Raw genomic sequence first — 13,111 nt, 5'->3', positions numbered from 1 at the left:
GTTCCTACAAATGCATTTTGTAAACATCTAGGGATATTTATTTTCATGAAAAAGTTTGCTCCAGCTATTTTTCTTGCAATGAAAACTGTGACTATATCCTCTAATAAGTAACATTCGCCACTGGCAACTATTTTTAATCAATTAACTGACAACCTTTTATCTTGTACTGAAAATTCCAATTGAGTAATTTGATTTAAAAACAAATTAAAATTTTAATGGTTAATTTTGATTAGTTAATTTTGCTCCCTAAAAATATGCTTTATCCATCCCGTTTATATTTTTGGTCACCCATAAATAAGTTAATAAATGATTAAAAAGATTTTAAAAATTACTTCAATTTTTACAGGATCACTACTGCTGCTTTTATTGATAATCCTAACCGTTGTTCCGTATTTTTTTAAAGATGAAATAACAGCTAAAATAGAAAGTATTGCAAACGAAAAATTGGATGCAAAGATCTCTTTTGATGAAGTTGGACTTTCGGTTTTTAAACACTTTCCTGCATTAATTGTTTATGCTAAAAATATTAGTATCGATAACAAAAAAGTTCAATTTGCATCATCAAATGTGGTAAAGGCTAAAACAGCAGCAGTTGGAGTTAATTTTTATAGTTTACTAAAAGGTAAAATTATTTTAGATGCTATTTATTTAGACTCAGCAAATTTAAACTTTGAAATAGATTCGAGCGGGAATGCAAATTTTAATATTGTAAAACCCTCAGGAGCTTCAAAAGATACTACTACGACCGAATTTAAAATTAAACGTATCATTGTCAACAAAACAAACATATCCTATAACGATAAAAGCACTCCTTTAGATTTTAAAATTCAAGATCTTAATTATAAAGGAGAAGGAGATTTAAGCGCTGATATTTTTGATCTTAACTCTCATATCAAAATAAAATTGTTTGATTTTAGTGCAGACGGGGTTCATTATGTACACAATAAACCCATAAATGCGGAAATTATTACGCATATAGATGCTAAAGAACTTAAATTTAAGTTCGAGCGCAATAACATTCGGATCAAAAATTTTCCTTTCTCATTCAACGGTTATTTTGCTTTTATTAAAGGAGGATATGATTTTGATTTACACATGCAATCTAAAAACTCTACAATAGAGGAAATGCTATCGATTGTACCGCCTTCTTATGACAATTGGAAAGAACAGATGGCTATTACAGGGAATATTGATTTCAAAATTATAGCACGTGGGAAGTACATGCAGGACCAATCAGAGAAACCAATGGTTTTAGCAGATCTGCAAATTAATAGCGGTACCATTGCTTATAAAAAAATTAAAGAGCCTGTAAAAGAAATTAATATCAATGCCAGGGCTTTGGTCAAAGACTTAGATATTAACAAATTAAAATTTGATCTGGAAAACCTGTCGTTTAATCTGGATGGAAAAAAAACAGTCCTGAATTTCCATTCAGAAGGCTTTAAAAAGTTAAAAATTAAAACTGCAGTTTCTGCCCATTTAGATTTAGCAAAATTTAAAGAAGCACTAAACCTAAACCGACTTGATATTCGCGGAGACATTGCTCTTAATTTAAAAGCCGATGGTATCTTTTTACGCGATCTGGGATTTAGCCCGCGTTTAAATAAAATGGATACTATAATTAAAAGTATTCCTAAGTTTGAGTTTAATGCAAGCTTAAAAAATGGATATCTGAAAGATCTAAAGAGAAAAGATGCTATAAAAAATGTTAATCTTAATTTAAGTTTAACGGCTAAAGACAGTATTTTACGTAACATTTCAGGTAAAGTAACCAATCTGAATATAGAAGCTCTGGATAATTTTATTCGCGGAAATTTCTCTCTTCATAAATTATATCCTTTTACTGTTGATACTGAATTAGAATCTAAAATTAATTTAGCCGAGGTACATCAATTTTATCCTTTAGACAGTTTAGAAGTTAAGGGAGATTTAAATTTAAAAGTAAGTATGCACGGGGTTTTAAACCGTAAAGAAAAAAGATACCCATCCTCTAAAACGATCGTAAACATTAAAAACGGCTATTTAAAATCACTTAAATTCCCAAATATTCCGATACAAAATATAAACTTAAACGCAATTGTTACGAGCGAAAAAGGTACAGGACAAGATCTAAATGTCAAATTGCAGCCCGTCGAATTTGTTCTGGCAGGATCACCTTTTAAAATTGAAGGGGAACTGACTAACCTTTATGATTTAGTATACAATATCAAAACTCAGGGAACTTTGGACATTGGTAAATTAACTCAGATATTCCCCATTAAAGACGTCAATGTTTCAGGAATCATCCAGACTAATCTTATCGCTAAAGGCTCTAAAAAAGATTTAGATGCCAAAAATTACGACAACATTAAAAATGGCGGAAAGCTCGAAGCTAAAAACATAGTAATTAAAAGTGCCTTATTTCCGGAAACGTTTCAAATTTCTAAGGGTACATTTAAATTTTTTAAAGATAAGATGCGTTTTGAGGATTTTAATGCTACATACGGTAAATCTGATGTTGTATTAAATGGTTATATCCATAATTTTATCCGATATATGTTTAATCGCAAATACCTGCGTGACGCTAATGAAAAGCTTAAAGCAGAGATTGACCTTTCCAGCAATCACATTAATGCCAACGAGTTTTTTGATATGATTGCCAAATATACTGACGCTAAAGCTGAAGAGGAAACAGCACAAAAAACAGATTCTACTGCTATAAACACTGGCATTAAAAATGTAAATACTAAAAATAAAAACTACGTCATTAGAATTCCCAGAACAGCGGATTTAAAAATTACGGCAAAAGTGAATCTCCTTCAATTTGATTCTTATAAAATCAATAATTTTACAGGAACACTGGATATCAACGACCGCAAAGTTCAGGTAAGCCAGGCGACTTTTGATATGGCGGGTACCCAGATAGAGATGACCGGAGATTATAAAGCGCAACATCGCTTGCTAGCGAAATACAATGCCCATTTTAAAGCCAGTAACTTTGATATTCAACGTGCCTATGCAGAGATACCTATTTTTGCAGATATGGTGAGTATGGCTAAAGATGCCTACGGTTTGGTTTCTGTTGATTACCAACTTGCCGGAAGTATTGACCAAAATATGGATATTGATTTTAAATCGATAGCCGGAGAAGGAACGTTAACACTGGAAGATATTAAATTTAAAAACTTTAAACTTTTAAATCATGTAGCTAAAAAAGCGGATGCTGCGGATTTAGAAAAAGCCTCATTTAATAAAATTGCCATTCACTCTACCATTAAAAATAATGTGATGACTATTACGCCAACAACGATGAAAATGGCAACTTTTAGAGGTAAGCTTGAAGGGCAAGTTACTATGGATGGCAAATTAAATATCGGGTTTCGATTAGGACTGCCACCAATGGGACTTATTAATGTTCCTATGAAAATTACAGGTACCGCAGACGATTTTAAAATTACTACAGGTAAATTTAAAGAAGACACTACTTTTTCAGAAGAGAGTGAACTCAATAACCTGAAGGCGCCGGAGCGACAAATCAGAGAAAGAGATACCCTAAAGTTACCTCCTGTAAATTCAAAAGTTTTAGATACACTAAAATCAAGATAAAAGTTTTTGAGCTTGTGTTAATTACTAAATATCTATAATTTTGTCCCGGACGCTTCAAAAAAAAATATTCTACTAAAATAAGAGTGTGACTTGTAAAATTTTTACATGAATGATATAAGTCCAGACTCGACAAAACTAAGTTAACAATGTTAAATTTATTTTCTTACGGAACTTTACAAAAAGAGCAAGTGCAAATGGAAACTTTTGGCAGACTGCTAACTGGAAAAAAAGAGACTTTATTAGGGTATGCCCTAAAAATGGTTGAAATAACAGATCATGAAGTTTTACGAAAAAGCGGGCAAAAATTTCATCCAATAATTGACTTTACAGGTAACCTAAATGATAAAGTTGAGGGTATGCTTTTCAAAATATCAGAAACTGAAATACTAAACGCTGATAAATATGAAGTTGATGATTATAAAAGAATTGAAGTCGAATTTCAATCAGGTGAGAAAGGATTCATTTACGTAAAAAAGTAAAAATCAGTTCTACTAAAACAACTTTGGCGACGTTCTTTTGGCGTTTTTTCCCCTGAATAAATTACTCCGTAAATTATTGAACAGTTTTTCCTTTTTTGTTTCTTTTGCTGCATAAAAAACAAAACAGGAAATAAATACGAGATCCTGTTTTGTTATCATTTTATTCCTTTAAAACCCTTATTGCAGTAATCCTTTTGACTGAGTCAGTGTATCAGTAACCACGGGAACCATAAATAGCTGTTGAAGAAGCATCTTTAAGTATATCTATTCGCTGAATCGATGAGTTAATCAATATTTTCAACAGCTGCTTCAATTTGAATCCGGGACATATCAAAAATGTTACTATCAATAGTAGTCCAAGCCACCGATAATTCTGTACAAGCCAATACCAGTGCATTATTTGAACTGTATTTTTTGATGATATCAGCATACTCCTGCATTAGCTCTTTACTTTCTGTTTCCCAATAAATATGTTTACGAACGTCCTCTATTACGACCCGTTCTGCTACTGCAGGAAGTGATACTGCAATGTTTTGATTGTTAAATGCCCATTTTAAGTAATCCGATTCCATCGTATGCAAGGAACCAAATAAAATAATCTCACTAAAACCCTTATCCTTAAGTTTGGCAATAGTGAGATGCACCGGATGAATAATTTTTGGCATTATACTAAGCTTATCAATGGTTTCATGCAGGGTAATATTTGGAACTAAAACAGCATCTACTTGCAAATGACTTAATTCTGTCAAATAATTACTCAAGAGCACTTTAAGCTTATTTGAAGGTTTGGGGAGCAAGTTATTTAGAACATCAAAATTGGTATTCAATAATGTAAAGGGACAAGTACTGTATCCTGCTCTTTTTTTATGATAAAGGCGGTTAAGTTCCTTAATATAAAAAAGGGTAGAGCGACTTCCTAATCCCAATATACCAAGTGATTGTATTTTCATTATAAATGCTCTAAAACATAATTGGCAAAATACTTTTTACGATCCGTAATTCTGTCTTTGATAACAAACGCTGTCTTTTTTAGAATTTTATCTAAAATTTTATCATTGTATTTTCTTGAAATTTCAGTTAAAATTTTCTCGCCTTTAGCGAAATGAAATATCTTATTGATCTTTTTTATAAATACATCCTGTTCTTTCGTACTTACTAAAAAACTAGTTGCGATGCCCTGCTTTTCATCATATTCCGGTTGGTGTTTAAAATTTTCAATTTCAAAATCAGCATCCAGTTCTCTATTGATTCGTTCCAGTAAATTCAGGTTAAACGCAGCTGTAACCCCTTTACTATCATTATAGGCAGGCAAAACAATAGCTGCCGGTTTTATTAGGTCTACACCTAAAAAAAACTTATCACCAAAATTTAAATTTTCACTCAGATTAGCAATAAAGACTTCCGCCACATCATCAGGCATATTCCCGATATTGGATCCTAAAAACAAGATCACTTTTGGATGTTGATTTTCTTTTAATGATTCTAAAACCTCGAAATAATCTCCTTGTTTGGTTTTTACCGCAATATGGGGCATTTTCTGATTGAGATCTTTTTCTAATTTTTCTAAAGCATTCTGCGAAATATCTACCGGAATGTAATCAAACTTGTAATTTTCGCGAGAGAGTTCCTGTAGCAGTTCCTTAGTTTTCATGCCGTCACCAGCCCCAAGTTCTATCAGTTCAAAATAAGTATCCTGATCTAATGCTAATGCTTTAATTATCGAAGCGCTTTTATCTTTAAATATTTCATGCTCTGAACGCGTAACATAATATTCTGGCAAATGCATAATTTCGACAAAAAGAGCATCTCCTTTTTTATCATAAAAAAACTTTGAAGGTAATGTCTTCAAAGACTCATTTAATCCGTCATTAACTTCCTTTTTAAATTGCTCTAATGTACTTTTTTGGGATTCCTTTTTATTTAAAACGACTGTCTCTTTCATAATTAAGGCTATTGGTTATTTATTTTTAAGTTATCTTAAAAATACGATAGGAAACGATGCATGATGTTATATTATTTTCGAAAAATGTTCTGTTTAAAGAATGTTACTATACAATAAAGATACAAAAAGCTAAAAGGTAAAACCATAATAATTAACAGATTACTAATTCCATTTAACAGTTCGCTTGTACCAAGAGCAGTAAGTCCTAATGCTGTAGCCGTAATGATAATACCCCAACCGAGTTTATGTTTTTTAGAGGGATTTTCATTGCCATTATCACTAAACATCCCTAATACAAAAATGGCTGAATCGACTGAATTAATAATAGAAATAGCGACTAAGAGACCTGCAACCAAAAAGGTAATTTCATGAAATGGAAAATGCTCTAAAAAAACAAACAAAGAACTAAACACGTTATCAAACTGTGTACTATTGCCCTTTTCTATTATCTCAAAAGCAGCATTGGCAAATATGGAAAACCAGATGATAGTGGCTAAAGTAGGTACTAAAATTGTAGCAATCAAAAATTCCTTTATGGTTCTACCTTTCGAAATGCGGGCAATAAAAATACCCGTAAAAGGAACCCACGCCAACCAGAATGCCCAATAGAAAACTGTCCAATCCTGGGTAAAAGTCCCTTTGGTTGTATAAGCTCCTGTAGCGAGACTCATTTCAAAAAAATGAATCACATACTGATAAAAAGCCGTAAAAGTCTGAGTTATATAAAGATTAAAATTTAGAAACAAGGCCACAAAAAGCATTAAAATAATGGAAAAAACAAAATCAAAATCAGCCAAAATTTTAATCATTTTTGTAATTCCCGTCAATGCGGAATAAGTAGCGATGCATCCCATTACAAACACGCTGATCAATAAAAAAGAAGTTCCAAACTCTGCCTCAAAAGTATAATTCAGTCCGCCTATTAATTGTGCCGTTCCCAATCCTAATGAAGCGATTACTCCCGTAATAGTGATTAATACGATAAAGAGAATAGCGCTAAACTTCAGTATATTATTTTTTATATCGGGAACTATGGCATGCAATAAATTAGGTGCTTTTTTTATATAAAGATTATAAGCAACTAATAAACCAAACAGGCTGTACATCGCCCAAGGCGTAAAACCCCAATGAAAAAAGGTGTATTGAAGTGCTGTTTCTTTTGCATTCGTAGTGGCAACCGGACTATTATTAAAATAATAAACAGGTTCCTGTACCGCACGAAGCAATAAACCGGAACCCATTCCGGTACTGTACAATAAGGCAATCCAACTGAAATAGGAATAAGCCGGTTTCTCTGATCCCAGTCTTTTGTTTCGAATAGGCAAAAACAGCAACACTAAAGAAGCAAGCACTATAAGAAGTCCCAATCCTAAATAATAAGTGCTAAAAACTGATAATAACTGCTTATTGATATGACTTAAAACAGACAGCAAGGTATCCGGTGCCAAAATTCCGGTTATAAAGAATACAGCACCAAAAAACATCCCGTATAAAAGTAGATTATTAGCCCGAAAATGACTGGATAGTTTTGAAATCAAAATACTTCTTATTTAGCAATTGGTTTTAAATCTTCTAACATCGTTGGGATAAGTTCACTTACCGTAGGATGAATATGTATTGAATCCCTCAAAACGGTATAAGGCTTTTTGGCATACATCAAATTCGTAATCCCATTTATGATTTCGTCCCCACCCACTCCTAAGACACAGGCACCTAAAAAGAGATTGGTTTTAGCATCGATTACTGCTTCCATAAAACCTAAAGTTTCTGCTTTTTCTTTAGCACGATTTACTTTTGTCATAGGGCGGTACCCTACCAAAATTTCATGTCCTTTTTCGAGAGCTTCTTTTTTTGTCATTCCAATTCTGCCTAGCGGTGGGTCAATAAACAATCCGTAAGTTGTGATTCTATCGCTAATTTTTCGCTCCTTTTTCTTAAAAAGAAAGCTTTCTACAATTTGAAAATCATTGTACGAAGTATGTGTAAAAGCACCTTCACCGTTACAATCCCCGATGGCAAAAATACCCTCAACATTTGTCTGACAGTAATTGTTGACTTTTATATACTTTTTGTCATCCAATTTGATTGTCGTATGCTCCAATTGCAATGTATCAGTATTAGGGGCACGACCAATGGCCAATAACAAATGTGATCCTTTTATTACTTTAATATCGGTGTTCAGGGTAATACCTTCTTTATTATTCTCTTTTACGCTAATATCTTTGGCATTAAAAACAATATCGACACCTTCTGCCTTCATGATTTCAGCTACGACATCAGTTACTGTTTTATCTTCTCTGTTGATCAATTGCTTATTACGTTCTATGATTGTGACTTCACTGCCAAATCTTCTGAAGATCTGAGCAAATTCTAAACCAATATAACTTCCGCCTATGATGATTAGATGTTTGGGAATATCCTCAATTTCCAGAATATTTTCGTTGGTATAAAAAGGAACTTCCTGATATTCCTTAGGAACTACTGCCCTTGCTCCTACATTGATAAATATTTTTTTTGCAGTCAGGATTGTGTCTCCAACTTTAACCTCATAATTGCTCAAAAAATGAGCTTCACCATTATATAAGCTAATTTTTTCATCTCTCTTAATGGCTCTTTCAATATTAGAGCGGGATTCATTGACCAACTCGTCTTTACGTGCTTTAATTTTTCTGAGATTGGCTTTTGTTCCTTTAGGAATTTCGACACCTAGGTCATCGCCATGAAAAGCATCCCAGACTCTTCGGGCACTGGCAACATAAGCTTTGGTCGGTATACAACCGTTATTGACGCACGTTCCGCCCAAAAAACTTTTTTCAATAATGGCAACGGTTCCTTCTTTTGATAAGCTAAACGCCAAAGGAATACCTGCCTGTCCGCTTCCGATAATAATATAATCAAACTTTTTCATAGTATTTTTGTTTTTAAAGACTGAGCTGATTTCAAAAAATCACTTTACCAGTCGTAATCCTGAAAACTGCCAACGCATTACAGGATGAAAAAAATTACGGTAGGTATTACGGCTATGATTCTCCGGAGTTGCTGCTGAGGCTCCCCTTAAAACCATTTGGTTCACCATAAATTTTCCGTTGTATTCTCCCAATGCTCCAGATGCTTTATTAAAATTAGGATAAGCCAGATATGCACTGTTCGTCCATTCCCAAACTTTACCCCAGGACAATTGACTACTCGCTATTTCCCATTCAAATTCTGTTGGTAATCGCATTCCCTTCCATTGCGCATAGGCAAAAGCTTCGTAATAGTTCAGGTGCATTACCGGTAAATCTGCTGCGATTTTCTGCAAGCCATTTAGATCATACACCTGCCATTCATTATCTATTTTATGCCAATACAAGGGTGCTTCGATTTCATTTTCGTTAACCCACGCCCAACCTTCATCATGCCAGTAATTAAAATTTCTGTAACCGTCGTCTTGTATAAACTGCAGATATTCTGCATTGGTTACAAGTGTATTTGAAATCTCAAAATCATCTACATACACTTTGTGCCTTCCCAATTCATTATCAAAACAAAAAGAAGATCCTGTATGTCCAATTTCATAGATACCTGCTGCAATTTTTACAAAACCAACTTCCTGTTTTTCAGAAGCTGGCAAAAAATGATTGCCATAACCAGGAAAAGTTGCCTGTGTTCCTAAGAGGTATTTTATATCATATACTAAAAGTTCCTGATGCTGTTCTTCATGATTGATTCCGATCTCAATAATATCAAGTATTTCCTGATTTAAATCGTTCTTCATAAACAATTCAACGGCGGCAGTAACATATGTCCTGTAAGCATAAACAGCTTCTACGGATGGTCTTGTCATAAATCCTCTGGAAGGACGCTGTATCCGTTTTCCAACTGTATTGTAATAACTATTAAATAAGTAGGAGAAATCAGGATGATAAACTGTGTAATCAGGGTTGTATTTCGTAAGTAGAAACTCTTCCCAAAACCAGGTGGTATGAGCCAAATGCCACTTTGGCGGAGAAGCAAAATCGCTGGGTTGTACAGAATAATCCTCTACAAGTAAAGGAGTGCAAATTTTTTCTGTTTTTTTTCTGACTTTTAAGAAACGTGCTGTCATAGTATTAAATTACTGCTGTTTGTGAGTTTGTATTATACTCTAAGTTAGTAATTTAAAAAACAGAATAAGTATTTTTAAATAAAAAATAGTATTAATTTAATAATTTCAGTCGTGAATTTACTTCTTGTTTTTGTTATTAAAAGCTTCACAGAGATAACTATAGATAGGTTACATTAGAAATTTTCAGTTCAGCATCAAACGTGTAAACTCTGGGTATTCCTGTTGCGATATTTACTTTTACAATATCAAGAGGATTGATGTTTTCAAGATACATCATCAGGGATCTCAGACTGTTGCCATGGGCTACTATTAAAACATTCTGTCCCATTTTTAGTTTTGTTTCTATTTCGGTTTTATAATAAGGAACTACGCGGTTGTAAGTATCTAACAAACTTTCCCCATCAGGAGGACATACATCATAACTTCTTCTCCAGATGTCCACCTGAGCCAGACCATATTTTTTTGCCGTTTCTTCCTTATTGAGTCCTTGTAAAGTACCGTACATTCTCTCATTAAAGGCTTTATTTTTTACGATAGGGATTGTTACCTTCATTTCATTGAGGATAATCTCTAAGCTTTCCTGAGCCCTTATCAGCATAGAAGTATAGGCAATATCGAAAACATAACCAATGAGTTTCTCTCCCGCAAGTTTTGCTTGTTCTTTTCCAATATCCGTGAGCGGAACATCAAGAATTCCTGTAAATCGATTTTCCAGATTATAAAGAGATTGTCCATGTCTGACAAAAACTAATTGTGCCATTTTTTATATTTAAAGCCATATCAAAACTATTATAAAGATAAAACAATTAATGCATTAGTTTTTAGAATTGTATAAAATCAAAATATACATCTTATGGCTCAGTTTCATATCTGTTTTTAATTTTAACAGAGCTATGATAAACATTAACAGTACGCTAAGTTTATTGAAAAATGTAAGGTGTACCTTTATAAGTATACTTTAAATAATATATTATTATGGAAAATTCAATTAAAGAGTCATCTGTTAAATCAGTCAATCCGTTTAATAACGAAATTGTAAAACAGTTTGATGTTATGAACGATAAAGAGCTTGAGTCAAAAATTTCAAAAGCAGACGCAGCTTTCAAAACCTGGAAAAAAACCGCTTTTAATGTTAGAGCCAAATTATTGCATAAAGTGGCCTCTATCATGCGCGATAGAAAAAAAGAATTAGGGGCTTTGGCAACACTGGAAATGGGTAAATTACACCGAGAAGCGATACAAGAAGTGGAATTAAGTGCCGCTATTTTTGATTATTATGCTGATAATGGCGAAAAATTTCTGGCTGATAGTCCGTTAGAAACTCCTATAGGATTTGCTTTTCTTAGTTATGAACCGTTGGGTGTTTTACTTAGTGTACAGCCCTGGAACTTTCCTTTCTATCAGATTACCCGATCAGCGGCGCCTAATATAATGGCCGGTAATACCATGCTTTTTAAACATGCTTCAAATGTACCGCAATGTGCTCAGCTTATGGAAGATATTTTTCTTGAAGCCGGTGCTCCCGAAGGTGTTTACCAAAACCTTTTTATACCGGGTGAAAAAGCGAGTGAACTAGTTTCTGATATACGTATTAAAGCGGTTACATTAACCGGAAGTGAGCCAGCCGGAGCATCGATTGCAGCGGCAGCAGGTAAATATATAAAAAAATCGACTTTGGAACTTGGCGGAAGTGATGCTTTTATTGTGCTCAATGATGCCAATATAGATGAAGCTGTTGATGCTGCTGTAAACGGTCGTATGTGGAATGCCGGACAGGTATGTACTTCTCCTAAACGAATTATTGTTGAAGAAAGCATTGCAGATTCTTTTTTAGAAAAAGTAAAAGTAAAATTTGCTTCTATTAAAGTTGGAGATCCTATGAGTCCGGAAACTACACTTGCTCCTCTGAGCAGCGAGAAAGCTGTTGAAGGTGTTATTAAACAAGTACAACAAGCCGTAAAAGAAGGTGCTACTGTATTGTTGGGTGGTAAACGAATTGATCGCAAAGGTGCTTTTATGGAACCTACCCTACTTACAAATATAGAACCTGGAAACTCTGCTTATAATGAAGAAATCTTTGGTCCGGTATTTATGTTTTATCGTGTTAAAGACGAAAATGAAGCAGTAGCTCTTGCAAATGCAACAAACTTTGGCTTAGGTGGAAGTGTATTTAGCGGAGATGAAAAAAGAGCCGTAAATGTTGCCCGACAAATAGAAACCGGGATGGTTTACATCAACCATCTGACAGGGATTACTCCAGAACTGCCTTTTGGCGGAACTAAAGGATCCGGATATGGCCGTGAACAATCTCCTGCAGGGATTTATGAATTTGTAAATGCTAAGCTTATACGAATTACTAAAGCTTCAAATCCAAATTAAATAGATTGTTTTTTTTATAAAGAGTCCGTTTCGTAAAATATCGAAGCGGACTCTTTTTTTATTTTTTCATAAGGAAAATTATAAAGATGTGTAGTAGAAATATTTTATAATATTCATCAACGCCAGCCTGAAAATCATCAGAAATGTTTATAAATTGCGAAAGATTGCTCTAGTAAGATGTTAATTAAAACTTTTCTATACTTCCCACAAAGCAATTAATCCTGTACCAAATGGTCAATCAAATTATCAAATCGTTGCACTAACAGATTTTGTGTCGATAAATTCCCCTTTTTGAGCAGCAACTTGATTCCCCCACTCAGTAATGGCATTAAGCATAGGAATACAGGATCTTCCAAAATCCGTTAAACTATAAACAACTTTAATAGGAGGCTTTTTGCCATAAACCGTCCGCGATATAAGACCATCCTTTTCAAGTTGCTTTAGTTGCAGGCTAAGTGTCATTTCCGTGACAGCAGGCATTTCTTTTCTTAACTCATTATATCTTTTATCTGTATCTTTTAAGTGATATAATATAACTGCTTTCCATTTTCCGCCAACCAGATCCATAGCTATACTTACAGTGCATGGAAATAGTTTACTGTTCACCTCAATAAAATCACTTTTACATTCTAAATCCAT

At 33.8% G+C, this 13,111-nt stretch carries 10 protein-coding genes; 3 read left to right on the top strand and 7 right to left on the bottom strand.

Going from position 1 to position 13,111, the window contains the following annotated elements; all coding sequences use genetic code 11:
- Window positions 1-306: 306 nt before the first annotated feature.
- Window positions 307-3,585 (top strand): AsmA family protein, encoded by a 3,279-nt coding sequence (locus tag NJT12_RS14635; protein ID WP_271336659.1) that lies wholly within the window; start codon window positions 307-309, stop codon window positions 3,583-3,585.
- A 146-nt stretch (window positions 3,586-3,731) separates the two neighbouring features.
- Window positions 3,732-4,064, top strand: coding sequence for a gamma-glutamylcyclotransferase family protein (locus tag NJT12_RS14630; RefSeq protein WP_271336658.1), 333 nt, complete (start codon window positions 3,732-3,734; stop codon window positions 4,062-4,064).
- Between the two features lie 284 nt (window positions 4,065-4,348).
- Here the strand turns inward: NJT12_RS14630 and NJT12_RS14625 are convergent, their stop codons facing one another.
- The 6 genes from NJT12_RS14625 to NJT12_RS14600 all read right to left on the bottom strand — a co-directional run bounded on the left by NJT12_RS14625 (window position 4,349) and on the right by NJT12_RS14600 (window position 10,853).
- Window positions 4,349-5,014, bottom strand: a complete 666-nt coding sequence (locus NJT12_RS14625; RefSeq protein ID WP_271336657.1) for an aspartate/glutamate racemase family protein — start codon at window positions 5,012-5,014, stop codon at window positions 4,349-4,351.
- Window positions 5,014-6,006: an L-histidine N(alpha)-methyltransferase gene (locus NJT12_RS14620; RefSeq protein WP_271336656.1), complete on the bottom strand. Its 993-nt coding sequence runs from the start codon at window positions 6,004-6,006 to the stop codon at window positions 5,014-5,016. Before NJT12_RS14620 ends, NJT12_RS14625 begins: the two co-directional genes overlap by 1 nt.
- 71 nt (window positions 6,007-6,077) lie before the next feature.
- The gene (locus NJT12_RS14615) at window positions 6,078-7,544 is read right to left on the bottom strand and encodes a BCCT family transporter (protein WP_271336655.1); all 1,467 of its coding nucleotides are present in this window, start codon (window positions 7,542-7,544) and stop codon (window positions 6,078-6,080) included.
- An 8-nt stretch (window positions 7,545-7,552) separates the two neighbouring features.
- Window positions 7,553-8,914 (bottom strand): mercuric reductase, encoded by a 1,362-nt coding sequence (locus tag NJT12_RS14610; protein ID WP_271336654.1) that lies wholly within the window; start codon window positions 8,912-8,914, stop codon window positions 7,553-7,555.
- 39 nt (window positions 8,915-8,953) lie between these two features.
- Window positions 8,954-10,093 (bottom strand): ergothioneine biosynthesis protein EgtB, encoded by a 1,140-nt coding sequence (gene egtB, locus NJT12_RS14605; protein ID WP_271336653.1) that lies wholly within the window; start codon window positions 10,091-10,093, stop codon window positions 8,954-8,956.
- Between the two features lie 157 nt (window positions 10,094-10,250).
- Window positions 10,251-10,853, bottom strand: coding sequence for a 2,3-bisphosphoglycerate-dependent phosphoglycerate mutase (locus NJT12_RS14600; protein ID WP_271336652.1), 603 nt, complete (start codon window positions 10,851-10,853; stop codon window positions 10,251-10,253).
- A 215-nt stretch (window positions 10,854-11,068) separates the two neighbouring features.
- On the opposite strand from NJT12_RS14600, the gene NJT12_RS14595 reads away from it, so the two are divergent.
- Window positions 11,069-12,472 carry an NAD-dependent succinate-semialdehyde dehydrogenase gene (locus NJT12_RS14595; protein WP_271336651.1) on the top strand — a complete coding sequence of 468 codons (1,404 nt, stop codon included), beginning with the start codon at window positions 11,069-11,071 and terminating at the stop codon, window positions 12,470-12,472.
- 246 nt (window positions 12,473-12,718) lie between these two features.
- Here the strand turns inward: NJT12_RS14595 and NJT12_RS14590 are convergent, their stop codons facing one another.
- Window positions 12,719-13,111 (bottom strand): winged helix-turn-helix transcriptional regulator, encoded by a 393-nt coding sequence (locus tag NJT12_RS14590; protein ID WP_271336650.1) that lies wholly within the window; start codon window positions 13,109-13,111, stop codon window positions 12,719-12,721.

The sequence above is a fragment of the Flavobacterium azizsancarii genome (genome assembly GCF_027980145.1).
Classification (GTDB): Bacteria; Bacteroidota; Bacteroidia; order Flavobacteriales; family Flavobacteriaceae; genus Flavobacterium; species Flavobacterium azizsancarii.
This window is presented reverse-complemented; position numbering and strand designations above follow the sequence as displayed.

Bases quoted from the DNA above. Each gene is read 5' to 3' on its own strand.
- NJT12_RS14635 (WP_271336659.1), top strand. From the start codon at position 307: ATGATTAAAAAGATTTTAAAAATTACTTCAATTTTTACAGGATCACTA.
- NJT12_RS14630 (WP_271336658.1), top strand. From the start codon at position 3,732: ATGTTAAATTTATTTTCTTACGGAACTTTACAAAAAGAGCAAGTGCAA.
- NJT12_RS14625 (WP_271336657.1), bottom strand. From the start codon at position 5,014: ATGAAAATACAATCACTTGGTATATTGGGATTAGGAAGTCGCTCTACC.
- NJT12_RS14620 (WP_271336656.1), bottom strand. From the start codon at position 6,006: ATGAAAGAGACAGTCGTTTTAAATAAAAAGGAATCCCAAAAAAGTACA.
- NJT12_RS14610 (WP_271336654.1), bottom strand. From the start codon at position 8,914: ATGAAAAAGTTTGATTATATTATTATCGGAAGCGGACAGGCAGGTATT.
- egtB (WP_271336653.1), bottom strand. From the start codon at position 10,093: ATGACAGCACGTTTCTTAAAAGTCAGAAAAAAAACAGAAAAAATTTGC.
- NJT12_RS14600 (WP_271336652.1), bottom strand. From the start codon at position 10,853: ATGGCACAATTAGTTTTTGTCAGACATGGACAATCTCTTTATAATCTG.
- NJT12_RS14595 (WP_271336651.1), top strand. From the start codon at position 11,069: ATGGAAAATTCAATTAAAGAGTCATCTGTTAAATCAGTCAATCCGTTT.
- NJT12_RS14590 (WP_271336650.1), bottom strand. From the start codon at position 13,111: ATGGATTTAGAATGTAAAAGTGATTTTATTGAGGTGAACAGTAAACTA.